Source organism: Shewanella sp. MM_2022_3, from assembly GCF_022557375.1.
In the GTDB taxonomy this organism is placed as follows: Bacteria; Pseudomonadota; Gammaproteobacteria; order Enterobacterales; family Shewanellaceae; genus Shewanella; species Shewanella xiamenensis.
In genome coordinates this window covers 113,855-139,281 of record NZ_JAKZGV010000002.1, presented here as the reverse complement: position 1 = coordinate 139,281, position 25,427 = coordinate 113,855, and the positions used below count along the sequence as shown (strand labels likewise).

Below are 25,427 nucleotides of genomic sequence, written 5' to 3'. Positions count from 1 at the left end.
CAATGAAGATATTGCTACTGGGTATTGGCAATGTCCTGTACGCCGATGAAGGCATCGGCGTACATTTTGTCAATTACATCACTGAGAATTATCAGTTTACGCACGAGTCCCATCAGCTCGAGATGCTCGATGGCGGCACTTTAGCCCAGGGACTCATTCCGATTATTTGCCAATACGATTATTTGATCGTGGTCGATACTGTCAATGCCAATGGCGTCGAAGCGGGTGAGGTCTATTTCTTCGACTTTGATAAAGCCCCGCAGGAAATTGACTGGCAAGGCAGCGCCCATGAAGTCGAAATGCTACAAACCCTAAACATGATGGAAATGGTTGGCGACAGGCCAAAAACCTTTGTATTAGGTGTTACTCCAACCGTGCTTGAACCTATGACACTCGGCCTCACCCCCAAAGTTGCATCCGCAGTTCCTTTGATGGAGCGCACCCTGTTATCCCACTTAGCCTCCCTTGGATTCACTGCGACACGCATTGCCGATCATAGTATCGACTCGCTGATCCCCGACTCCTATAAACGTGGTGTCACTCTTGGTGAAAATATAGAAGATGAAAAACATCAGATTTGATTTTACCTGCTCACGTCAGGTGCCCTTATATGCGCATTTATGTAATCAATACCTAAATTATGATGTGCTGAATATTAGCATTGGTTGCGACAACCACAATGATTTTGGTCCACAAACCTATTTTATTGAAGCCCAAGGTGAGCAAGCGCCGCTAGAGCAACTGGCCGATGCGATTGCCGCTGACTTTTTAATGTCTGTTTGGTTGGTTGACTCAGGCATTAAAGTTATCGATGAGCCACAAGGCCAGCGTACCTTATTGGAGACTCACGATCCCCAAATGGATAAATCGGTTGCCGCTTTTTGCCAGCAATGTTATCCCCTGTTTGGCGATAATCAAGCGGCGCAATTTGGTGCCATTGATTTAACCTGTTCCTGTTGCCACGGTGAAACCCGCTTAACCCCTGCCCAAAAAGCCCTCACACTAACCGATCTTAAAGCCATGGCTGAGCAGTTAATAACCCAAGGCTCATTAGCGTTAAGCTGTGAAGGTATAGCGTTAAGCTTAGAACCGTTTGCTCGCGATGCCAGCAGACCACAACTGCTGATCTGTAATCCAAACACCTTAAATGCGCATTTTTGCTTAAAGGATCATCAAGTCGTTGCGCTATCCAGCATTGAAAAACCGCTTATTTGCGCAAGACCCATTCAAGATCACCAAAAACTGTTTGCGCCGCTATACGATATTTGTTTTGGCTATAGTCGCGTGGTAGCGGTCCTTAGCGAAATTTTGCGGCAAAAAGGAATTGATTGGGTTTATCTTCAAGGTCAGCACCATAGGCCCAAATTGGCTTGGATTGACGGTGCATGGGCCCAGTTGTCCCACCAAGATGGAGACAATGCTAATAACATCAGCAAACATTTCAATGCGCCGGAGCCGTTAAGGGAAGAAATTCGCTTTCTCGGTTTTAAAGCACAATGGCAAGCGCATAAAAAAACACGCTCACACCAAGGCACGCTTAGCGTACAAGTCTTATCCTCTGTAGAGAGTGAAACGAATTACGAAGGTGATCAAGAAGATCATACAATTACCGATGCAGCGCTCTTTGCTGCATTGCTAAATGGTAAATTTACCAGTCATAAGCAGGCCAAAAATGCGGCGGTGATTTACTTAAGCCATGATCATCCGAGCCAAATTGTCACCTGCGATAATAAAGGCGACACATCACTGTTTTTTGCCCTGCCTGAGCTGCCCGATAATGGATATGAGATTTTCCACAGGCTCGACAGCAGCCCGCAAAAAGCGGTGGCGCAGAAGTTTAAAACTCAGTTTCCTGATGACTACTTGAAACTGCTCAGCCTAAAACTCCACGGCAGACGCGATAATCTTCAGAGCCTATGGGCTATTGCCGCGATCTTGATTGGTTTGAATCCGCAGGAAGAAACCCAGACACAAGACTATTTGAGCGATGCTCTCATGGCAGCTGCCATGCGTTATCAGGGAGCGAATGCACCGCGCATCGACTACCCTCTCACCAAAGGCGAAGCCCATCGGAGCCTTAATTGGTGCAAAACCCTTGGCACACTACTGAGCTTTAGAGTGGCTGGCCACAGCGACCCAAGCCAACTGGCTTTTGCGATGCAGGACTCCCTCGCCGATTACCTTGCCAATTGGCTTGAGCATATAGACTTAAATATTGGAGTTCAGACAATTGCTTTAGCGGGCAATGAGTTAGCTAACGAAACACTCTGTAAACGCATGAGTTTACGCTTAGGAAAAAACTTCCCGTTACTGGTTAATCGTAGTCTCGACTTAGAGGGAGATAACCTTGCTGTAGGTGCGCTGTATGTTAAGCAGCGGCAATTAAACACCCTTGGATAAATACTTAACATTCATGTTTGCTCCAGAGATATCGCAACATTAGAGGATAGATTGTTATCTTCTAATGTTGCGAACAAACCTAAAAGAAGACTGAAATTGAAACAAGCAGCCTCATCCGCTAACCAACAGGATATGATTGAACGTCGCCAACTGCATATCACTGGCATAGTACAAGGCGTGGGCTTTCGGCCTTTTGTCTACCGCTGGGCAACCGATTTGCAACTCACTGGCACAGTACTCAATAATGCCAAGGGCGTGATGATAGAACTGCAAGGACCAAGCGCAAAACTGGATATTTTTATCCAAGAGTTAGCAACTAACCCGCCACCACTGGCACGTATCGACCATATAACCCATGGACAGCTAGCGGTAAAATTATCGGAGACACGCTTCGAGATTGTTCAAAGCGATAGCCAAAGTGATGAAACAAAAGACCCTAGCTTAGCAGCACTCGTTGCCGTGTCGGCCGACAAAAGTACCTGCCAGGATTGCCTCGACGATATGCGCAATCCACAGGATCGCCACTTTGGCTATGCCTTTACTAATTGCACCAATTGCGGCCCAAGATACACGATTATCAATGCCTTACCCTATGATCGCCATCATACCGCCATGGCAGATTTCGCTATGTGCCCCGATTGCGCCAAGGCCTATCAAGATCCATTAAATCGCAGATACCACGCTCAGCCAGTCAGTTGCCCCAAATGTGGCCCACACCTGAGTTTAAAAACACCTAAGGGTGAGCTAATCGCATTGACGCCCTTGCTCCACTCGCAAAACAACAGCATGGCGGTATTGGCCGCTGCGGCCAATAAGCTTGCACAAGGACACATCCTCGCCATAAAAGGGCTCGGCGGATTCCACTTGATGTGTGACGCGAGAAACAGCCACGCAGTGAGTCAACTACGGCAGCGAAAACAGCGTAAGGCGAAGCCGCTGGCGGTAATGATGCCGAGTATTGAAATGGCAAAACAGTACGTTACGGGCACGGAGGCGGAGTGGCAAACCTTAAGCTCGCCGGAACGGCCCATCGTATTGATGCAAGCGTTGGATGAGCATGACCTTAGCCCCGAAATCGCACCTAATATCCCCAAGCTGGGCGTATTTTTACCTTATACGCCACTGCACCACTTACTGCTTAGCCAATTTAATGGCCCGCTAGTGGCAACCAGCGCCAATGTGTCGGGCGAGCCCATTATCACCGATTGCGATGCGCTTATCAGCCAACTTGGGCATGTGGTGGATGCCATCGTCGATCATAACCGACCAATACTCAACGGCTGTGATGACAGTGTTGTGCAACTTATTCAACTGCCAAATGGCAATACGCCGCAGGTGCAAGTGCTGCGTCTAGCGCGGGGTTATGCGCCATTAAGTTTTCCATTAACAGCGCCACTAACACGCTCAATCCTCGCCGTGGGAGCACAGCAAAAAAATGCTATCGCTTTCGGATTTGGTGCAAATGTATTTTTAAGTCCGCATATTGGCGATCTTTTTAGTGTCAGTGCCGAGCAGTATTTCGAGCGCACCTTAGGCACCTTCGCCCGCCTGTATCATTTCAGTCCCGAGCTGATTGTCCATGATAAGCACCCAGACTACGCACCATCGCGCTGGGCAGAAGCGCAGCAACAAAAAAGCCTTGATACACAGAGTGGAGCCTCTGGTTCAATCCAAACCTTAAGCGTGCAACATCACCATGCCCACGTGCTTAGCGTCATGGCCATCAATCAATATCAAGATCCGGTATTAGGCTTTAGTTTTGACGGTACTGGTCTTGGCAATGATGGCAGTCTCTGGGGCGGTGAGGTGTTATTAACTAGGTTAGACAAAGCAGAGCGCTTAGCCCATTTTGAAGCCATCTCCCTACTGGGCGGTGAGCAAGCAATTAAACAGCCTGTGCGATTATTACTGGCACTGCTGTTTGAACAAATGAGTTTAGCGGCGGTACAAACCTTAGAGTTACCGATCCTAAAAAGCCTGACACCCTTAACGTTAAGCAATTTGCACAGGATCTGGCAAAGTGGCAATACGATTAAAAGCTCATCGGTTGGCCGATTATTTGATGCCCTCGCCTGCGCCTTAGGATTGATTGACACCACACAATTTGAAGGCCAAGCGGGCATGCTGATAGAAGCTGCAGCAAGACGCGCCGATAAACAACATCTACCGCCACTTATCCTCAATTTACCGCTGAGTTCATCAGAGGATGACCCTCAACAAATGCAAGTTTGGTGTAGTAGCCAACTGTTTAAACAGCTTATCGTGCACATCACTGATGCGCCACTTTCCTCCCAGAGGCAAAGCATTATCGCCCGCGCGTTTTTACATAGTCTTGGAGATGCTATTTGTAGTTATGCTGCGCGCTATCCATCACTGCCCATTGCGCTATGTGGCGGAGTATTTCAAAACCAATATCTGCTCGAATATTGCCTCAGTAAACTTCATCTCCAAGGCAATACCGTGCTCCCCAACAAACATATTCCCGTTAACGATGGCGGTATCGCCCTTGGCCAGCTTTGGTATGGAATTCATCAAGAGGCAATATAAAAACCACAAATAAACCGCTGCTATGACATATCTGCGTAGAGCTTGATATGCGCCGTGACCAAATGGCCAAAATCTGATTGATCAGGGTCAAAACGACCTAATAACCTGACGAACATCAAAGATTCCTTTAAGGATTTGTATCACACTTAACATTAGCGTAATCAAATTAACCCTATTCGATAGCATCACCATATTGTTCGGACAACAGCTCAAACCTGTGACGAGAACAAGGAGAATGACAAGATGTGTAAAGACTGCGGCTGCTCTCTACCCCGCCACTCTGCGATTCAACAAGGGCATGATCACCATACAGGTCATTCCCACGAACACAGCCATAAACATCAGGAATTGCATACCAATCCTCAGCTTAACGATAAAAAAACCTTGTCGGTGATCCATAAAATTCTCGATAAAAATGATGTAGAAGCTGCCCACAACCGTGCCCATTTCGAGGCTCACCATATTACCGCCTTCAATCTAATGAGTAGCCCAGGTAGCGGCAAAACGACCTTGCTTGAGCACTTAAAAGAGTACACAAAACTTAATTACGCCGTTATTGAAGGCGATTTAGAGACCTCCCGTGATGCTGACCGTTTAATCGCAAAGGGCATTACAGCCCATCAAATTCAAACCGGCAGTGCCTGCCACCTTGACGCCTTTATGGTGCATGGCGCTTTACATCACTTGCCGCTGGAAGGGTTAGATATTTGCTTTGTGGAAAACGTGGGCAACCTCGTCTGCCCCGCCAGTTATGATGTGGGCACCCATAAAAATATCGTGCTGCTCTCCGTTCCCGAAGGCGATGATAAGATTGAAAAATATCCAGTAATGTTCCGCCGTGCTGACCTGGTTCTGATCACAAAATGTGACCTATTACCCTACTTCGATTTCAGTGTCGACGAGGCCAAAGCCCAGCTTAAAAAACTCAATCCGGACACTCAAATACTCGAAGTCTCAATTAAAAATGGCGATTCCATGCATGCCGTCGCCGCTTGGCTAAATGAAAATCTGCGCCGAAACACTGTGGGAGAGCCACAATAATGTGCCTATCAATCCCCTCACAAGTGGTAGCAGTTGATAACGAGCGCCAATCTGTAACCGTCGATACCTTAGGCGTAAGACGCGATGTCAGCAGCCATCTTATGACTGAACCCTTGGCTATTGGTGATTATGTGCTCATTCATATCGGTTTTGTGATGAATAAAATTGATCGCAATGATGCTCTGCAAAGCCTTGAATTATATCAAGAGATAGTCGCAAAACTTGAAAATGAAACCACGCATTAAGCAACAGCCGCAGTTGTAAACGATCACAAACCACAGACGATACACTGCGACAAGGATTGAACATGCTTGAATTAAAACAACTTTATCAAGGCTTTCGCGATCCCCAAACCATTGCCTCGCTTGCAAAGGATATTGCCCAGGTCGCTCACTCACTCGATCAACAAATCAACATTATGGAAGTGTGTGGCGGCCATACCCACACCATAATGAAATACGGCTTACTGGATTTGCTGCCGGATAACATTGAGTTTATCCACGGCCCCGGTTGCCCTGTATGCATTATGCCTAAAGAGCGGATCGATCAAGCCGCAGTGCTTGCCCAGCAGGAAGATGTGATATTAGTGACGCTAGGCGATATGATCCGCGTCCCCGGCTCCCAAGGTTCACTTGCCAGTTTCAGAGCCAAAGGCTGTGATATTCGGCCTATCTATGACCCTTTAGACACGCTCAAAATTGCCCGTGATAATCCAAATAAAACCGTGGTGTTTTTCGCCATTGGATTTGAAACTTCCACCCCAATGACGGCAATATTGTTGCAACTGGCAGAGCAGGAAAAGCTGGCGAATTTGTTTTTTCATATCAACCATGTATTAGTCCCACCCGCAATTGATGCCGTGATGCACGATCCTAATGCGAGGGTCAATGCCTTTATTGGCCCAGCACACGTCAGCGTGATCAGTGGCGCCAAAATCTATCGCCCTGCCGTAGAGCAATACGGCACACCGGTAGTGGTCTCAGGTTTTGAGCCCGTGGATGTCATGGAGTCTATCCTGCGCATCGTGCGTCAAAAGGCCGCAGGCAAGGCAGAACTCGATATCCAATACAGCCGCGCTGTATCTGAGCAAGGTAATCTTGCCGCACAGGCAAAAGTTGAACAGTTTTTCCAGATCAGACCGCAATTTCGTTGGCGCGGGCTTGGACCAATCCCCAACTCTGCGCTGCAATTAAGGGATGAATACGCACACAGGGACGCAGAGCTGCGCTTTAAAGACAGATTGCCCGTCAAAGAAATTGATGATCATAAGGCTTGCCAGTGCGGCGATATTCTACGTGGACTCGCCAAACCGAAGGACTGCAAAGTCTTTGGCCGCGGCTGCAATCCCGAAACCCCTCTCGGTAGCTGCATGGTCAGCTCCGAAGGCGCTTGTAATGCTTATTACCGCTATCAAGGCATCGATAGCAAGGAGCAACATCATGGCTGATGTATCAACCAAAGAGAAAGCGATTCAACTCAGCCACGGTGGTGGCGGTAAAGAGATGAATAAACTCATCCGCGATCTGTTTTTTGCCGAATTCGATAACCCGATTTTGCGTAGCGAAGAAGACGCCGCAAAACTTGAATTACAGGGTGCGACAGCCTTTACGACGGACTCTTTCACCGTATCACCGTTGTTTTTTGCCGGTGGTGATATCGGTAAGCTGGCGATTGCTGGCACTGTTAACGATCTCGCCATGATGGGCGCTGAGCCTCAATATTTAAGCTGTAGCGTGATCATCGAAGAAGGTTTTTCGCTCAAAGACTTAACCACAATTGTACGCAGTATGGCCAAAGAGCTGAAACAAAGTGGGGCTAGAATTGTTTGTGGCGACACCAAAGTAGTACCTAAGGGCTGCGCCGATGGCTTATTTATCAATACTTCAGGCGTTGGGCGTATTTTACGTCCGAATATCTCGGCAGCAAATGTCGCGCCCGGTGATGCGATTATTGTCTCCCGTGATGTGGGCTGCCATGGCGCGGCTATTTTGATGGCGCGTGAGGGTCTTACCCTCGAGTCCACGCTACAAAGCGATTGTGCCACGCTCTGGCCAGTCGTGGAGCAATTGATCGCTGCTAATATTCCACTGCATGCTATGCGCGATGCCACCCGCGGCGGGCTCTCTGCCGTATTAAATGAATGGGCCGTTGCCGCCAATGTAGGCATCACAGTTAATGAGGCGAGCATCCCGGTTTGTGATGAGGTCAAAGGCTTGTGTGAACTCTATGGCTTTGAGCCAATGGATTTAGCCAATGAAGGCACCTTTATCTTGGCTGTTCCCAACGATATCGCCCTTGGTGCGTTGGAAATTATGCAACGATTTGGTCACTGCGAGCAGGCGGCCATCATCGGTACCGTCAGCGACGAACTTCCCGGAAAAGTGATCTTAAGAACGCCATGGAATACCAAACGTTACTTAGACTTGCCTCAAGGTGAACTGCTACCAAGGATTTGTTAATGCACGAGTATTCTATAGTAAGCGCCTTAATTGAACAGTGCGAACAACATGCGCGGGCAAATCAAGCAACTAAAATTACTCGGGTAGCAATCAAACTCGGCGTAATGAGCGGTGTCGAACCCACCCTACTTCAAACGGCGTTTGAGACCTTTAAACTCGATGGGATCTGCCGCGAAGCCGAGCTTTGCATGACACTACAGCCACTGGTGATCAAATGTGCAGATTGCCAACAAGAGTCGGTGCTCGGTGAGCGTTCAATCGTGTGCCCCGCCTGTAACAGTTATCATACGCGGGTATTAGAGGGTGAAGATATGCTGCTGATGCAGCTCGAAATGGAGCAAGCAGAGGATATTTAATCGATTATAAGCACGGCTTCAGTGATAAAAATGGCTTTAAGTCTACACACTTAAAGCCATTATTATTCGGGTTTACAATAAGCAATAAACGCTTACTGATAAATTGAGGCTTGCCCTTCAGGGCGAGTCTTTAGCAATCTTAGGAACCACATATACTGCTCTGGATAAGCGAGTATCACTTGCTCAACCGCTTTATTCAGTGCTAACGCCTCGTTTTCCTTACCGACCATGTCTTCGGCGGCAATGGCGGGCATCACAGTTAAATCAAACTGGCGTGAAGCTTGGTTATAACCAATTTTCACCGGCAGCACTTGGGCATTTCCCGCCTGAGCCAATCGGCCAACCACGGGTAATGTCGCTTTGACTGTGCCTAAAAACGGGGTAAATACACTCTGATCTGGGCCTAAATCCTCATCGGGCAGGTAGAAAAAGCTATTGTTCTGCTTAAGCTCTGCTAATAAGGCGCGAATTCCGGCCTCTCGCATATAAACGTGGCCACCACAACTGCTACGTACCCGATTATTAAACCAGTTAAATAACGCGTTTTTATGGGCCTTTGCCATAGTGACCATGGGCAAGTCGAGGTTTAACCTCAGCCCAGCATAATCAATAGGCCACACATGGGGCATGATAAATATCACCGGCTGCCCTACTGCTTGCGCCGCTTGTACATGCTCAAAGCCCATCAAATTCACACGGCGGCGTAAATGCGCCTTAGATCGTACCAACAGCTCACCTTGCGATAACAGCACTAATACGAAGTTCTGCACGTTGTCATCAATTAAGGCTTCTATTTCTGCGGCGGATTTTTCAGGGAAACACGCCTTTAAGTTCGCCCTGGCAATACTTATCGGCTTTTTCGCAATAGGCGCCACCAGTTTGGCCAAGGTTCTAGCAATAGGATCACGCAGCCACGCGGGCATGATCCCAAAAATCACTAATAGACCGATCGCCAACCAAGTAACCCAATATTTAGGGTGCAATAACGCCAGTTGAAAACGTCGGTCAAAATGTTTGGGCTGTCTTGACAAAGAAATCACCTCAGACAGTAGAAAAGCCATTCACCATAAAAAGAAAATAGTAAAGCCACTCACGAAGGAGTGGCTTTACTGTCGAACATCTAAAATTACTTGCCCGCGTTAGAAGCTTCTACGCGAGTTTTCAGTTTCTGGCCGGGACGGAAGGTCACGACACGGCGAGCGGAAATCGGGATATCCTCGCCTGTTTTTGGGTTCCTTCCCGGTCTTTGATTCTTATCCCTAAGGTCAAAGTTGCCAAAGCCAGATAACTTGACCTGCTCACCACTTTCAAGTGCGCCTCGAATTTCTTCAAAGAACGACTCAACCATCTCTTTGGCTACACGCTTGTTTATACCGAGTGTTTCAAAAAGATGTTCTGCCATTTCGGCTTTGGTAAGTGCCATACTTTAATCCCTCAACGATGCGTTGAACTCGGTCTTCAGGGCAGAAACAACTGAATCTACAGTTTCAGCGATCTCTTTTTCCTCAAGTGTACGAGTAGTGTCTTGTAATGTAAGTGCTATCGCCAAGCTCTTCTTGCCGGGCTCAACACCTTTACCTAAGTATACATCGAACAAGTTTATGCCAACCAACTGATTTTCGCCAACTTTTCTTATCAATTTCATTACATCGCCTGCAGATACACTTTCATCTACGACTACTGCGATGTCACGACGATTAGCCGGGAACTTAGATACAGCTTGGGCTAGCGGTAAACTGGTATGCAATAAAGCATCCAATTCCAACTCAAAAACGATGGTTTTACCATTGAGTCCAAAAGGCTTCTCCAAACTAGGATGGATAGCACCTATATGACCGATCACTCGATCATTTCTCAATATTTCAGCACATTGCCCTGGATGAAGAGCAGAATGCGTCGCTACTCTAAAGCTAAATTCTGATGCGGAAACTGTCAAGCCGATAATTGCTTCTAAATCACCTTTAAGGTCGAAAAAATCAACGGTTTTCGATTCCATTGACCAATGTTCGTCATTTTGAAGCCCTGTAATGACGCAACCGAGCATTGCTTGCTGTCTTACACCGGATTCTGCATGAATATCAGGAACAAAGCGCAGGCCAGTTTCAAAAAGTCTCACACGACCCTGTTGACGACTTTGGTTGTAGCCAACCGCAGTCAATAATCCAGTGAACATCGACAACCGCATGGCCGACATTTCGCTAGAAATCGGGTTCGGTAACACCATGGCTTGCTCACCTGGGTGAACCAGATTTTGCAGCTTAGGATCAACGAAACTGTAAGTCACAGCTTCTTGGAAACCACGGGCCACTAACAGCGAACGAACGCGCTTGAGGCTTAAGTCGGTTTCTTTATGATCAGACATCCGCAGTGACGCCACGGGCGCAACGTTTGGAATGTTGTTGTAACCGTAGATACGGGCAACTTCTTCGATTAAGTCTTCTTCAATCGCCATATCGAAGCGGTAAGTGGCGGTGGTGACCTGCCAGCTCCCCTCACCTGCAACGACGCCGAAACCTAAACGTTCGAGGATTTCAACCACGTCGCTATCGGGAACATGGTGACCCAGAATTTTATCTAACTTGCTGCGACGCAATAGAATTTGCGCAGGCTTTGGTAAGTCAGCGTCAGATTTGGCTTCAACCACAGGACCCGCTTCACCGCCGCAAATATCCAGCACTAAGCGAGTCGCACGGTCCATAACTTTGTGCTGCATCTCAGGGTCAACACCACGTTCGAAACGGTGTGATGAATCGGTATGCAGACCTAAACGGCGTGACTTACCCATAATCGCTAACGGCGCGAAGAACGCACATTCAAGCAGTATGTCTTGGGTAGTGTCGCTCACACCCGAATATTCACCGCCAAACACACCAGCAAGGGCTAATGGACGCGCATCGTCGGCAATCACTAGAGTGTCGTTTGGAATAGTCACTTCGCTGCCATCGAGCAGGGTGATTTTCTCTTCACCATTACCTAAACGCACTTGGATATCGCCAGTCAGTTTGGCAAGGTCGAAGGCGTGCATCGGTTGACCGAATTCAACCAACACAAAGTTAGTGATATCCACGATAGGATCGATTGAGCGGATACCACTGCGACGCAGTTTTTCCTGCATCCATAATGGCGTAGCCGCTTTCACGTTCACATTCTTCACCACACGACCTAAGTAGCGTGGGCAAGCTGCGGTTTCTTTGACATTAATAGCCACTTTGGCATCAGTGCTTGGCGTCACGGCTTGCCACTGTGGCTCGGTTACCGCTTGACGGTTTAACACGCCAACTTCACGGGCCAAACCTACCATACCTAAGCAATCGGCACGGTTAGCGGTTAAATCCACTTCAATCACGGCATCATCAAGTTGGAGATACTCACGTAAATCCTTGCCTAATGGTGCATCTAATGGCAGTTCGATAATGCCATCGCTATCGATATCAATACCCAGCTCGCTGTATGAACACAGCATACCTTCTGAAGGCATACCACGCAGCTTAGCCTTCTTAATTTTAAAATCGCCTGGCAGTACGGCACCGACCATTGCTACGGCCACTTTTAAGCCTTGACGGCAGTTAGGTGCGCCACAGACGATATCGATAAGCTCACCGCTGCCGACACTGACTTTAGTCACGCGCAGTTTGTCTGCATCTGGGTGCTGGCCACACTCGACCACTTCACCAATCACAACACCGCTAAACTCTGCAGCCACGGCATCAACGCCATCAACTTCGAGTCCAGCCATAGTGATCTGGTGGGATAATGCTTCACGGCTAACGGCAGGATTGACCCACTCACGAAGCCAAGATTCGCTAAATTTCATGCTATACAGCTCCGTTATTTAAATTGCTTCAGGAAACGCAGGTCGTTTTCGAAAAACGAACGTAGATCGTTTACGCCGTAACGCAGCATTGTTAAACGCTCAACACCCATACCAAAAGCAAAACCAGAGTATTTTTCTGGATCAATGCCAACACTACGGAGCACATTTGGGTGCACCATACCGCAGCCTAACACTTCTAACCATTTGCCGTTTTTACCCATTACGTCCACTTCGGCTGAAGGCTCAGTGAAGGGAAAGTAAGAAGGACGGAAACGCACCTGCAAATCTTCCTCGAAGAAGTTACGCAGGAAATCATGCAACACGCCTTTTAATTCGGCGAAGTTAACGTTTTCATCGACCAGCAAACCTTCCACTTGGTGGAACATTGGCGTGTGAGTTTGGTCGTAGTCGTTACGATACACACGACCTGGTGAAATAATCCGCAATGGCGGCTTTTCAGTTTCCATAGTACGAATTTGCACGCCCGAGGTTTGGGTACGCAGCATCAGCTTAGGATTAAAATAAAACGTATCGTGGTCGGCACGCGCTGGGTGGTGCTCAGAGATATTCAAGGCGTCGAAGTTATGGAAATCATCTTCGATTTCAGGGCCTTGTTTTACCGAAAACCCTAATTCCCCAAAAAAGGTTTCGATACGTTCAATGGTGCGCGTCACTGGGTGTAAACCACCGATTTCGATAGTGCGACCAGGTAGCGTCACATCAATCTTTTCGGCAATTAATTTGGCTTCTAGCTCTGCACTTCTCAGGACGTCGATGCGCTCAGTTAATTTCTGTTGAATGGCCTGTTTCGCATCATTGACCGCCTGACCAAAAGCGGGTTTTTCTTCAGGACTTAAGCTGCCCATCATTTTCATCATGTCGGTGATCTTACCTTTCTTACCTAGGTAATCGACACGGATATCATCCAGTGCTTTTAGATCACTGGCCTGGTCAATAATGACTAAGGCTTGTTCTACGATCTCAGTTAACTGCTGCATTTTCTCTTCCACTGCATAGTCGCGCTTGATAAACAAGTGCTATGGGCGCCAAACTTTCAGGCTATTTCGGTGCTCAGGTTATCGGGCGTTAATGCCAGACGCTTTGCTAGCTATAACGAAATAAAAGGAGAGAAATTTTACGCGAGCGAGCGGCATATTACTAGGGCTTATTCGGGGTTTTTATCATGCAAATTCATGTGTTATCCCAACAAACCTTCCAAGTTGATCGCCTTGGAAAGACATTTGTCGATTTTTACAGCAGTCACGTGATCACGCACTAACCACTGGCGACACATGTAACTAAACTGTAAACTTATGTTTGTACCTTGCCAAAATTGCTGCAAAACAAACAAAAATGCCGCAATTGGACAACAATAATACAAGCAACAGCTTACTAAGCAGAAAAACATAAAGTCTATGGCAAATCGACCGATATCCATTTGGTCACAGCCCAATTTATCGAGGCGCTAATGAAAGAAGTTAAATTTCGCTGGATAGATCAATACCTTATCCACATGACCTTAAAAACCAAATTTGCAATTCTCGCCCTAGTTCCGATGTTTATGATTGTGGGATTAGCGGTATTTTTAAATACTCAGTTTAGGGATACCCTGCTTGAAAGCCATTTGCATGGGCTCCAAGACACTTCCCAGAAAATCAATCAACTCGCCGCCCAGATTTCTAGCAAGCTACCCGAGCAAGAGCGCCAAAATTTACCTAATCAGCTGAGCCAAGGCTTACAGAATGTTCAGATTGTTACAGTTTCTGAGGCTGATAGCCGCGCACAAACCCTTGCGCGCAGCGGCGGTGGTATTGATACCAGCAGTTCACCTAATCGGGCTGTTAGCTCGGTTAATGATCAAAATATGCTGACCATCATTCCAGTCGATGATCGTCAACTTAACGCCCTTTTAGCCGATGACAATATCTTAGTCTACAGCCTGATGGCAGTACTGTTATTCGTGCTCTTCCTGTTTAGCTACTACATCTCTACCTTCGTTGGCGGTGCACTCTATACCACAGTCATGGCACTCAAACGTGCCGCTTCGGGGGATTTGACTGGCCGATTAAACTTCTTCGAAGTCAAAGATGAATTCAGCATCTTAGCTATCAGTATCGACACGCTAGTCGAGCGCCAGCACAACTTGGTGAAGCAGATAGCAGAATCCACCAGCAAGATCCGCGAAGTGGTTTCATCTTTTAGAAGTACGGCTCAGCAAGGACAAGCCCTTGCGGTCAATCAACGTCACCACCTCGACTCCTTAGCCACGGCGATGGAAGAAATGACCGCTGCGGTAAAAGAAGTGGCGCGCAACGCCGAGCAATCCTCCGCCGAAACCCAAGAGGCGAATCAACAGGTTAATGCGGGTTCTAAGGATATTGAAACCACAGTAAGCGCAATTGATGTGCTGTCGGATGAGATTTCTGCTGCATCAAATGCGGTCAATACCCTCAACGACAACGCCAGTAAGATTGATGAGGTGGTTTCGACCATTAATGCTATCTCGCAACAAACTAACCTACTCGCGTTAAATGCCGCGATTGAAGCGGCGCGTGCCGGCGAACAGGGTCGCGGTTTTGCGGTAGTGGCCGATGAGGTACGAACCCTCGCTGGCCGCACGCAAGCTGCAACGGTAGAAATTAAAGCCATGATTGAGTCGCTGCAACAAGGCACACGTAACCTCACTCAAGTGATGTCTCGCACCGTGAGTCAAGCAAGTGAAGGCAAACAGCATGTACTGCAAACGGGTAAAGATCTCGAGTCGATTGCCCACCATAGCAGCCGCGTGTTCGAAATGAGTGTGTTGATTGCCACGTCTGCGGAAGAACAATCGGCCGTAGCTAACGAAATCGCGACCAATCTGATGGAAATTCGCAATCAATCCCACGATGTCGAGCAATCGGCGAACCAATCGGTATCGGGTTGTGATGAGTTGCAAGCCACCGCGGGACAATTGGACCAGCTGATGGTGGGTTTAAAAATCTAATCGTTGAAGAGCTAAGCAACAAGGGAGCCAAGCACCCTTGTTGCTTAAATAACGAATCGTCATCTAGTTAATCCCTAATTAATTCATTTCTATAATTTAGAATTCCTAAATAAATTAAAATAAAATCTAAATTTTAAAATTTAGATTTGGATTATCGAATTTATCGCCCCCACAATAAAATCTTGATCATACTTTTAAACTAAAAAAGTATTCATCCATTCACCTTTGATAACGATCAACGTTTTGTCACCTTAAAAATCTATTATACATTCAAGAAGCCAAGTTAAATCTCAAAAAACTATTAATTTAAGCTTAATAAACTCTGTTAAGCCCTAATGTATTTCAGTACACATTAATAATAAAACAGCGGTATAAGTTTCAAGAGAAATACTAATTAGACATTTAAAAAAGCAATGTTTGCACATTGCTTATATTGCGCCACTAGCTCTTTATGATCGAATAAGAGCTTATTTGCTGGCTTAAGAATGATAATTTAACCCACAATAAAAGAAGGAAAATAACATGCTTAAAAAGATGATGCTCATGTGTGCACTGTGTTTCTCTACTAGTTTAATGGCGGCATCTCTTGCCGACAGCCATTCAGAAAGATCAGACTGTGAATCATGCCATAAGGATAAAACACCTTCTGCGGATTATGTTTTTGAAAATGAGCAATGTGTATCATGCCATGGCGAAATGAAAACACTCGCAGGTGAAGCTCATACTAAGCATGATGGCGTTTTAACATGCACAAATTGCCATATCGCTCATGAAGAAAAAGCACCTGCTGATGCCTGCAAAGCATGCCATTAACTCACTAAAAATCTAAAGCCAAAAGCCGAAGAATAACTTGTTTTGAATGGAACCATTTGGCAGGATGCCACTTGACCCACCTCCAAGGGTGTTTGCCATCTATTGCTCACAGGTGGCATTTTTTATCCCCATTTGTATCGCCTTAATGTATATCTAACAACTGAATACTTCGCTCATATTCCATAAAAATAAAACAAATTTAAGCATCCCAAGTAAACCATAAGACGAGTGTCAAGGTATTGTTCTCAAGAACGCCAAGGCTTTATCTAAATCACGGGTGCGCGCCATCGGCGGCAGGGAGTTTAAAAATGCCTGTCCGTAGGCGCGATTCACAATCCGATTATCACACAGGATTAATACGCCGCAGTCCTTTTCGTCACGGATCAAACGTCCAACCCCTTGTTTGAGCGCAATAATCGCCTGAGGTAATGACACTTGAGTAAAAGGATCGCCGCCCTGACGGCTAATATTGTCGGCGCGGGCACGGTAAAGCGGCTCATCGGGCGAGACAAACGGCAATTTATCAATAATCACGCAGCTTAATAACTTGCCACGCACATCTACCCCCTCCCAAAAACTGCTGGTGCCAAGTAATACCGCATTGCCCAGTTGGCGAAACTTTGTGAGCAAACTCTGTTTACCCGCTTGGCCCTGCACCAGCAACGGATATTGAGTCCGAGTTCGCAATGCCAACGCCGTTTGCTCAAGCATTTTATGGCTGGTAAACAAAATAAAGGTTCGCCCCTGCGCTGCCTCAATCGCTTTCACACATACATCGACTAACTGTTTGACTGCTTGCTGCTGATTCGCCACATTGCCCAGTTGCCTCGGCACACAAAATAACGCCTGACGCGGATAATCAAAGGGACTATCCAAAATATGCGCCTTGGCCTCACTGATCCCTAACTCCTTGGCAAAATGCGCTAAGCTGCGGTTTACTTGTAAGGTTGCCGAGGTAAAAATCCAACTGGTATTGGCCACAAATAACTGCTGACATTCGCGGGCAATATTAATCGGTGAAATCCGTAGCATCACAAAACGGCTACCAAATTCAACACTATAGGCAGCCTGTGGATTGTCACATAGGAAAAACTGATTGAGCTTATGGTTAAGATCAGCCAGTTTAACGGCAATATCATCTAATAACTCACTGCGCCCCACATGGGCGAGCAAGAGTTTTTGCAGCGCGGTTAACTCTGCGAGTAAATCCCATGATGCTAGCGCAATTGACTTATTGCCAAGCAGCATACGCCAATCCGACTCGGCAATAGAAAACAATCCATTATGCCAGTCACTCAATTTGGCTAAACAACGCTGACAAAATTGGGCAATCTGCCCCGTATCGCTGAGCTCAGTTTGATAAATCTGCAATAACTTTTGCAGATAATCATCGATAGTGCGACTCGAGGATTGCTGGCCAAAATAACTGACGCAGATATCCGGCAGTAAATGCGCTTCATCGAAGATCACCACATCGGGATCGGGTAATAATTCAGCAAAGCCTGTGTCCTTTAACACACTGTCTGCAAAGAATAAGTGATGATTCACGACGATGATTTTCGCATCCATCGCGCGGCTGCGAGCCTTACGGGTAAAACAGGCATCATAAAATTCGCAGCGCTGGCCAAGACAGGTCTCTTTGGTACTGACGACTAAGGGAAGCGCGGGAGAATGTTCAGGCACTGAGGTTAAGCCACCAATATCGCCGTCTTTACTCATGCCCGCCCATTGATTGATTTTGAGTAAATCATCCAACAATCGCGCCTCAATATGGCTGGCCTCCAGCATCTGCCTATCGAGTCGATATTGGCATAAATAGTTATTGCGGCCTTTTAATAGCGCAAGCTTGGGCGCAATTCCAAGCATAGATGTCAATGCGGGTAAATCCTTTAGAAACAATTGCTCCTGCAGGTTTTTACTGCCAGTACTGACAATCACTTGCTTGCCACTTAACATAGCGGGAATTAAATAGGCGAAGGTTTTACCGACCCCTGTACCCGCTTCGATCAGTGCATTGCCCTTACTCGCAATCGCTTCACTGATGATTTGCGCCATCTCAACCTGACTCTGACGCGCACTGAACCCCTGAATATGCGTAGCGAGCACGCCATCGTTGGCAAAAGCGCGCAGCACCTCATTCGTCAATCTGCTCATCGAACGAGGAGCATCAAGCGACTGCTGATTTGATTGCTGATGTTTAGCTTGCCGCGGAGCTGAGCGTCGAGAGTGAGTCAATGGCGAGCGAGTTCCTATAAAAACGATTCAAAAAAGCGGGTTGTGGGTTAAGGCGTTAGCCTTCGCTAAGGAGCATAACGCTGTTGCCGCAGTGTAATTAAGCCCGCCTGATAATACCAATAGTTTTAATCTAGCGCCGAGCTTCTTGAGCTAAAACATAGAGTAGCGTAGTTTAAATGATTTAACAACCAAAGGCTTAACTCAACTTTTCCCCGATTGCTTGCTAAGAGATAAGCTGCTAAGTTGCGTTAATGATTGTGCTAATGACTTAATTTTGCACGAAGCTTCAATTATGGATATATAACTCAATTAAGGTTTCCGTTTATAAACGTTGAGATGATTAAGGATATAAAATGAAAAAGTTCCAATTATTACCGTTAATGTTATTTATTTTATCTACTCCCGTAGTAGCGCAAGAAGCACTAATAGATGAAATGTTTAGAGTGATGTCAATCGATAAACAAATGGCTGGTGGATTTGAAGCTATGTTACCAATAGTAGACCAAATAGCCACCAACTATAAATTAGATAATAAGGCTAAAGAAGAACTTAAGGGTATTTATAGAGCATGGTTTAATGAAGATGTTGATCGTCCCAGAGTGATAAACGAATTAAAAAAACAGTACTCTGAGGCTTTCACAAATGAAGAAATCATTAAAATAACCCAATTTTATCAAACTTCTACAGGTAAAAAACTCTTAGAAAAAACGCCACAATTGATGCAAACTGGAGCACAAATCGCCATGCAAGAAGCACAAGCAAAACAATCTAAATTAATTGAGCGTATTAGACCTTTTCTCGCAAAGCATGGAATTAAAGAATAAAGCTATAACAATTATCTGAACATGAGGTCTGATATTACGAGACTTGTAAAAAGCTACGCACTCAGTGGTAAGCATTAGGCGGAGATTAACCATGCCAACGACCTTATCCTTGTCACAATATGTGAAAAAGCGAAATGGTGTTCCACTGGGTGCCAGTCACTCGATGAGGAATATGCTATCACGCGCCCTGGGTGCTAAGTCATTCCCCATTTTTTGGCATTATTGGAATCCGATTTGGGGTTATTATTTATCACGTAATGTCATGCGTCCTAGCAGTCAGTTTCTGCCGATGTGGCTCGCCGTACTTGTCACCTTTTTGGTCAGCGGTGCGCTACACGATCTCGCCGTTGCTCTGGTTAAATGGCAAACCATATTCTTTTTTACACCTTGGTTTGGCATCATGGGAGTTATAGTGATTGCCTCAAATAAATATCGCCTTTCCTACGGTACATTACCTTGGATTATGCGGGCTTTGATTAATTTACTGTTTATTTTCTCATCATTTGCGTTAACCGAATTAATGCAGGGTCTGTGGAGGCCTTGAGCCTGATTCTGTCGGTTTAATTAACTCGTCCAAATGATGTAAATGATGCTCGCTCAAAAGGATATTTCATGCGATTAACATTAACCTTGGAAACCCTATTATCCCAACTTGGTTCTTTTTCGTGGCACTTGGATGTGTACAAAGCCCTAGAACAACCATTAAGTCCCACAATGTCGGTGTTAATCATTGACGATGAGCTTGAAGAAGAACGCGACCAACACGATGAGCCTCTCTACCCGAAAATCCAAGGTTATCAATACTTTTTAAGCATTGCCGATTTGCAAAGTATCAAGGCTAACTTAGGGCAACAGCGACCAAATGCCAGCTTGCATGACGTAATTCATGCTATCAGTTATTACTATCAAAACGATGCTTATATAAATGTAGAGTGTTAACCGCTTTAATTAAGTTTTTATAAGATAAATGAAACCAAATTGTTAAAAGATAAAAAGAATCAGATATGGATAAAAAAGCAAAAAGGATTTTATTCTCCACCTATTGGAAGAATGGTTGGATTGACGCAAAAAATAGAAGTCTCTCCGAGTCCGACTTTAACTACGCCAAATCGAAAGGATTAATGTTTGATCCTTTAACTATCTCCCATGATGAATGTATCCTTGCCACCACAACGCTAGTAAAAGGCATTTCGCAAGCACAAGTAACAAAAGGATTTTTAAGCAGTCTAACCTCTCGGCGATTGGATTGGCGCTCATCCCTTGCATCCTATGCGATCGCCCAAAAAATCCCATCTCATCAATACACACCTGTCATTTCAGGCTCTTCTTATATGGATGGCAAACCAACTGCACATTCCTATACCTGCGGCATTTGCCGAGATAGTCAATATGGCATCCGAGGAAGCGAATCCTATATCGAGGTGGATATTAACGTATTCAATTTCGAGCGTATAAAATGGGGCGGCATGCGCCATGGGGATATTTTGTATACCTATTTTGATTTAAGCCAATTTATTAATGCCGATATTCCAGAGCCGACGTCAGAAGATATGGACTGTTTTAGGGAGATCTTAACGATTATCGAAACGTCAGACCCGAGCGATTATCCCAGTACACTAGAGAAAAGATTAGCGAATGTGATTAAGTCGAGTAAAGCTGAGCGACAAATATTAATCGAAATATTAGCCAGTCTGGGAATATTAAAACCCAATACTGTCGATAGACAACGCCAAGGCAAAAATGACTGGGTATTTGCCGAATATTGGCGTGGTGAAGACAAATATTGCCAACAAACAGTTGATCGCCTGTTTGGAAAATATTTAACACGGTAAAAGGCATGTCACGCGCTAATCCTGCATTATCGCTGTGACTGACACTTAGCAACAACCGCCAGCCGAATTTGTCTAAACGCAGCATCGGCTTTGTGCCAATCCCCTAATTCGCCCCTCCTTGCGATAAGCAGATTATCGTCCTGCGACCACCAAGATGAAACATTTTCACAAAACGCATAAATATTCTTATTTAGTTATAATTAGCTGTTGCAAACGGCACAGAAAGCGGTTAGCTTAAAAAAACGTTCGATGGATAAGTATCCACCAACACCAAATTCAACAGAATCACAGAGTATAGAGAGTCATATGAGCCAACTACTGAACGCTATCCACCATCATCACCACCATATGCGGTAGCCTTCGGACGCTCACTGCCGAAGGACTATATCCTTCTGGCGGACTGATTCAAAGATGATCATAAACCCCTGGAAGGAATTCCGGGGGTTTTTGCTTTTGGGCTTTTTAACTAACGATTTAATAGATAATTAGTACTTAATTTCAATATGTTAACCGCCACATTTACTGGCGGTGCCGATAAACCAGTTAAAGCGTGAAACGAAAGAATATCATTTTGAATTTGTTAACTTTGAGCGAGATAAAATTATGACTGAATCAAACCGTTTACGTATTGCCATTCAAAAATCGGGTCGCCTATCGACCGACTCTCAGCAATTACTCAAGAGCTGCGGTGTTAAGTTTTCCATTAACGAACAACGTCTTATCGCACACGCAGATAACATGCCTATCGATTTACTCAGAGTACGTGACGATGATATTCCAGGACTGGTTATGGATGGCGTGGTCGATTTAGGCATTATTGGTGAGAACGTGCTCGAAGAAGAGCAAATTGAGCGTCAAACCCTAAATAAGCCAGCTGAATATGTAAAATTACGCCAATTAGATTTTGGCGCCTGCCGTCTCTCGTTAGCCGTACCAACCGAATTTAGCTATGCCAATGCCTCATCCCTAGAAGGCTTGAGAATTGCCACCTCCTACCCCAATCTATTGCGCCGTTTTATGCAACAAAAAGGCATAAATTATCGCGACTGTATGTTAAAAGGCTCGGTTGAAGTTGCGCCGCGTGCAGGGCTTGCCGATGGCATTTGTGACTTAGTCTCCACTGGCGCAACCCTTGAAGCCAATGGTTTATACGAGACTGAAGTCATATACCGCTCCATGGCCTGCATTATTCAATCAACCCAAACCCAAACGCCGAGCAAACAAGCCTTAATCGATCGCATTTTATCCCGCGTAAACGGCGTGATCCGCGCCCGTGAAAGTAAATATATTTTGCTGCACGCGCCCACTGAAACTTTAGATCAAATTGTCGCCCTGCTGCCCGGTGCCGAAAATCCTACTGTATTGCCATTAAACGACGATACTAATCGAGTGGCCATTCACGCCGTCAGTACCGAAGATTTATTCTGGGACACCATGGAAGAACTCACCGCGCTCGGTGCCAGCTCAATCCTCGTCATGCCAATTGAAAAAATGATGGGGTGATCTATGGATATTTTGACTTGGGCAGCGTTATCCGTCGATGCACAAAAAGCCGCGCTCCAACGCTCACCTTTAATTGGTGACAGCGGCTTAGAACAAAGTGTTCGGGCCATTGTTGATGCCGTAGCTAGCCGTGGCGATGCGGCGCTAAAAGAGTTTAATCAAAAGTTTGATGGCTTTAATAGTGCCAATATCGACAGTCTGCGTTTAAGTGAAAGCGAGATTAGCGCCGCCAGCGCACGAGTCTCGACCGAACTTAAAGCCGCCATTGCCCAAGCGATGGCCAATATTGATGTGTTCCACAGCGCGCAGCAATTTCGCCCCATCGACATTGAAACCCAAGCGGGGGTTCGCTGCGAGCTTCGTAGCGAACCGATTGAAAAAGTCGGTTTATATATTCCCGGTGGCAGCGCCCCATTAATCTCAACCGTACTGATGTTGGCCCTGCCTGCCAAAATTGCTGGCTGCGAAAAACGCGTATTGGTGAGTCCGCCGCCGATTAACGATGCAATTGTGTATGCGGCAAACGCCTGTGGGATCACCGAAATCTATCAAGTGGGCGGCGCGCAGGCCATTGCCGCACTGGCCTTTGGCACTGAAACGATTCCCAGCGTCGATAAGATTTTTGGCCCAGGCAATCGTTATGTCACCGAAGCCAAGCGCTTAGTCTCGCAGGACGGTCGCTGCACTGTGTCTATTGATATGCCCGCAGGCCCTTCTGAGGTATTAGTGATTGCCGATAGCGATGCCAATGCGCAGTTTATTGCCGCAGATTTACTCTCGCAAGCAGAGCACGGCCCAGATTCGCAGGTCATTTTAGTCACGGATTCTGAGCCATTAGCACAAGCTGTCAATCAAGCGCTCGAGTCGCAACTGGCCGCCCTGCCGCGCCAAGAGATTGCTGCGACGGCCCTAAAAGGCAGCCGCACCATTTTGGTAAAAGATATGCAAGAAGCGGCGCTCGTTTCGAATTGCTATGGACCCGAACACTTAATTATTCAAACCCGCTTCCCACGGGACGTACTAAATCATATTCGCGCCGCAGGCTCAGTGTTTTTAGGGGCCTATACACCTGAATCGGTTGGGGATTATGCCAGTGGGACTAACCATGTATTGCCAACTTACGGTTATAGCCGCGCGGTATCTAGCCTCTCCTTGGCAGACTTTAGCCGCCGCTTTACGGTGCAAGAACTCAGTGCCAAGGGCCTGCTCGGACTCGGGCAAGCGGTAATGACCCTTGCCAGCAATGAGTTACTCGATGCCCATAAAAATGCGGTCGCGATACGCTTAGCCAGTCTTAAGGACTGATGGAAATAAGTAACGCAATCAACAGTACGCTTAATTAAAGCCATAGCAAGACTTAGGATGAATAGGATGAGCCAAGTGCCAACTAGCCAAGCAACAACGAGTAATGTGCCAGTGACAAATATTCAGAGCGCCAATAGCGCCAGCAACACTCTCGATAACAATACTCTCGATAACACAAGCATCGAGCCAACAACCCTTGCCGCACGTCTTGCACGGCCCGAACTGCTCGAGTTAACGCCTTACCAAAGTGCTCGCAGGCTGGGTGGTCGTGGGGATATTTGGATCAACGCTAACGAATCGCCCTTTAATAATGTGGCCGTCGGCGAGCTCGATTTAACTAAGTTAAATCGTTATCCTGAGTGCCAACCGCCCGCGTTAATCAATGCCTATAGCCAATATAGCGGTGTAGTGGAAAGCAAAATTGTCGCCAGCCGCGGCGCCGATGAGGCCATCGAACTGCTGATCCGGGCCTTTTGTGTCCCAGGCATCGATTCCATTGCGACCTTTGGGCCCACTTACGGCATGTACGCCATTAGCGCGCAAACCTTTAATGTGGGCGTTAAGGCGTTAAGCTTAACGGCTGAATACGGTCTCCCATCCGACTTTGCAACGGCCACGCGCGGCGCTAAGTTAGTGTTTATCTGCAATCCCAATAACCCAACTGGCACTGTGATTGATAAGGCGCGCATAGAGCAAGCCATCCAAGCCCTACCCGACTCCATTGTCGTGGTCGATGAGGCTTATATCGAATTTTGCCCAGAATATAGCGTCGCGGATTTACTCGAGTCTTACCCAAATCTCGTTGTACTGCGCACCCTCTCAAAAGCCTTTGCCTTAGCAGGCGCGCGCTGCGGCTTTTTGCTTGCCAATGAAGAGATTATCGAAATCATCATGCGGGTAATTGCGCCCTATCCCGTGCCATTGCCCGTAAGTGAAGTGGCCGTGCAAGCGCTATCAGCTGCTGGGATTGCGCGGATGAAAACCCAAGTGAATGAGCTCAATTCTCAGGGCGAGCGACTCGCGGCGGCGCTGAATTTGTACTGCGAGCAATGGGGCGGCGCCGTGCTAAAACCTAATGGCAACTATGTCTTAGCCGAGTTTGACGACGTAGCAACAGTGGCACAGCTGCTTATCGACAATGGCATTGTCGCGCGGGCCTATAAGGACCCAAGGCTAGCTAAAGCCATTCGTTTTAGCTTTAGCTCTCAGTCTGACACCGACCGCTTAGTGTCGCTCTTTGAATCGCAAAAGCTGTGAGCTTTGGGTGCAAGTCTTGTAACAGCATTGGCCTAATAGACTGATTTTATAAAGA

22 protein-coding genes are annotated in these 25,427 nt (G+C 46.5%); 17 read left to right on the top strand and 5 right to left on the bottom strand.

Annotation, left to right across the window (positions count from 1 at the left end; genetic code table 11):
* Window positions 1–2: 2 nt before the first annotated feature.
* From MMG82_RS01830 to hypA, 8 genes are all read left to right on the top strand, one after another.
* The gene (locus tag MMG82_RS01830) at window positions 3–581 is read left to right on the top strand and encodes a HyaD/HybD family hydrogenase maturation endopeptidase (RefSeq protein WP_037417949.1); all 579 of its coding nucleotides are present in this window, start codon (window positions 3–5) and stop codon (window positions 579–581) included.
* Window positions 562–2,400 (top strand): Ni/Fe hydrogenase, encoded by a 1,839-nt coding sequence (locus tag MMG82_RS01825; RefSeq protein WP_047539669.1) that lies wholly within the window; start codon window positions 562–564, stop codon window positions 2,398–2,400. Before MMG82_RS01830 ends, MMG82_RS01825 begins: the two co-directional genes overlap by 20 nt.
* Window positions 2,401–2,532: 132 nt before the next feature.
* Window positions 2,533–4,947: a carbamoyltransferase HypF gene (hypF, locus tag MMG82_RS01820; RefSeq protein WP_241406414.1), complete on the top strand. Its 2,415-nt coding sequence runs from the start codon at window positions 2,533–2,535 to the stop codon at window positions 4,945–4,947.
* 243 nt (window positions 4,948–5,190) lie between these two features.
* Window positions 5,191–5,988 (top strand): hydrogenase nickel incorporation protein HypB, encoded by a 798-nt coding sequence (hypB, locus tag MMG82_RS01815; protein WP_047539671.1) that lies wholly within the window; start codon window positions 5,191–5,193, stop codon window positions 5,986–5,988.
* A complete protein-coding gene (locus MMG82_RS01810; protein ID WP_037417941.1) occupies window positions 5,988–6,233 on the top strand; it encodes a HypC/HybG/HupF family hydrogenase formation chaperone in 246 nt (81 codons plus the stop codon). Before hypB ends, MMG82_RS01810 begins: the two co-directional genes overlap by 1 nt.
* Before the next feature lie 62 nt (window positions 6,234–6,295).
* Window positions 6,296–7,435: a hydrogenase formation protein HypD gene (gene hypD, locus MMG82_RS01805; protein ID WP_037417937.1), complete on the top strand. Its 1,140-nt coding sequence runs from the start codon at window positions 6,296–6,298 to the stop codon at window positions 7,433–7,435.
* On the top strand, window positions 7,428–8,447 hold the full coding sequence (hypE, locus tag MMG82_RS01800; protein WP_047539673.1) for a hydrogenase expression/formation protein HypE: 1,020 nt from the start codon (window positions 7,428–7,430) through the stop codon (window positions 8,445–8,447). Before hypD ends, hypE begins: the two co-directional genes overlap by 8 nt.
* A complete protein-coding gene (gene hypA / locus MMG82_RS01795) occupies window positions 8,447–8,803 on the top strand; it encodes a hydrogenase maturation nickel metallochaperone HypA (protein ID WP_088585672.1) in 357 nt (118 codons plus the stop codon). The genes hypE and hypA overlap by 1 nt, the downstream gene beginning before the upstream one ends.
* Before the next feature lie 92 nt (window positions 8,804–8,895).
* Here the strand turns inward: hypA and lpxM are convergent, their stop codons facing one another.
* From lpxM to pheS, 4 genes are all read right to left on the bottom strand, one after another.
* Window positions 8,896–9,834 (bottom strand): lauroyl-Kdo(2)-lipid IV(A) myristoyltransferase, encoded by a 939-nt coding sequence (gene lpxM / locus MMG82_RS01790; protein ID WP_069455451.1) that lies wholly within the window; start codon window positions 9,832–9,834, stop codon window positions 8,896–8,898.
* A 95-nt stretch (window positions 9,835–9,929) separates the two neighbouring features.
* Window positions 9,930–10,226: an integration host factor subunit alpha gene (ihfA, locus tag MMG82_RS01785; protein ID WP_011622581.1), complete on the bottom strand. Its 297-nt coding sequence runs from the start codon at window positions 10,224–10,226 to the stop codon at window positions 9,930–9,932.
* Window positions 10,227–10,229: 3 nt separating this feature from the next.
* Window positions 10,230–12,617, bottom strand: a complete 2,388-nt coding sequence (pheT, locus tag MMG82_RS01780) for a phenylalanine--tRNA ligase subunit beta (RefSeq protein ID WP_047536997.1) — start codon at window positions 12,615–12,617, stop codon at window positions 10,230–10,232.
* 14 nt (window positions 12,618–12,631) lie between these two features.
* A complete protein-coding gene (pheS, locus tag MMG82_RS01775; RefSeq protein WP_047540433.1) occupies window positions 12,632–13,615 on the bottom strand; it encodes a phenylalanine--tRNA ligase subunit alpha in 984 nt (327 codons plus the stop codon).
* A gap of 470 nt (window positions 13,616–14,085) precedes the next feature.
* On the opposite strand from pheS, the gene MMG82_RS01770 reads away from it, so the two are divergent.
* Both MMG82_RS01770 and MMG82_RS01765 read left to right on the top strand, forming a co-directional pair.
* Entirely contained in the window at window positions 14,086–15,603 is a 1,518-nt protein-coding gene (locus tag MMG82_RS01770; protein WP_047536995.1) for a methyl-accepting chemotaxis protein, read from the top strand.
* 522 nt (window positions 15,604–16,125) lie between these two features.
* Window positions 16,126–16,416: a cytochrome c3 family protein gene (locus MMG82_RS01765; RefSeq protein WP_037417920.1), complete on the top strand. Its 291-nt coding sequence runs from the start codon at window positions 16,126–16,128 to the stop codon at window positions 16,414–16,416.
* Window positions 16,417–16,647: 231 nt separating this feature from the next.
* On the opposite strand, the gene MMG82_RS01760 is transcribed toward MMG82_RS01765, so the two are convergent.
* Window positions 16,648–18,570, bottom strand: a complete 1,923-nt coding sequence (locus tag MMG82_RS01760; protein WP_047540232.1) for an ATP-dependent DNA helicase — start codon at window positions 18,568–18,570, stop codon at window positions 16,648–16,650.
* A gap of 434 nt (window positions 18,571–19,004) precedes the next feature.
* On the opposite strand from MMG82_RS01760, the gene MMG82_RS01755 reads away from it, so the two are divergent.
* The 7 genes from MMG82_RS01755 to hisC all read left to right on the top strand — a co-directional run bounded on the left by MMG82_RS01755 (window position 19,005) and on the right by hisC (window position 25,372).
* A complete protein-coding gene (locus tag MMG82_RS01755) occupies window positions 19,005–19,475 on the top strand; it encodes a DUF2059 domain-containing protein (protein WP_047535510.1) in 471 nt (156 codons plus the stop codon).
* A gap of 91 nt (window positions 19,476–19,566) precedes the next feature.
* Window positions 19,567–20,019: an acyltransferase gene (locus MMG82_RS01750; protein WP_047535512.1), complete on the top strand. Its 453-nt coding sequence runs from the start codon at window positions 19,567–19,569 to the stop codon at window positions 20,017–20,019.
* 68 nt (window positions 20,020–20,087) lie between these two features.
* Window positions 20,088–20,414: a hypothetical protein gene (locus tag MMG82_RS01745; protein WP_047535514.1), complete on the top strand. Its 327-nt coding sequence runs from the start codon at window positions 20,088–20,090 to the stop codon at window positions 20,412–20,414.
* 65 nt (window positions 20,415–20,479) lie between these two features.
* On the top strand, window positions 20,480–21,307 hold the full coding sequence (locus MMG82_RS01740; RefSeq protein ID WP_047535516.1) for a hypothetical protein: 828 nt from the start codon (window positions 20,480–20,482) through the stop codon (window positions 21,305–21,307).
* 603 nt (window positions 21,308–21,910) lie between these two features.
* Window positions 21,911–22,810 carry an ATP phosphoribosyltransferase gene (gene hisG, locus MMG82_RS01735; RefSeq protein WP_037418029.1) on the top strand — a complete coding sequence of 300 codons (900 nt, stop codon included), beginning with the start codon at window positions 21,911–21,913 and terminating at the stop codon, window positions 22,808–22,810.
* Window positions 22,811–22,813: 3 nt separating this feature from the next.
* Window positions 22,814–24,115: a histidinol dehydrogenase gene (hisD, locus tag MMG82_RS01730; RefSeq protein ID WP_047535517.1), complete on the top strand. Its 1,302-nt coding sequence runs from the start codon at window positions 22,814–22,816 to the stop codon at window positions 24,113–24,115.
* 66 nt (window positions 24,116–24,181) lie between these two features.
* On the top strand, window positions 24,182–25,372 hold the full coding sequence (gene hisC / locus MMG82_RS01725) for a histidinol-phosphate transaminase (RefSeq protein ID WP_156143165.1): 1,191 nt from the start codon (window positions 24,182–24,184) through the stop codon (window positions 25,370–25,372).
* Window positions 25,373–25,427 lie beyond the last annotated feature (55 nt).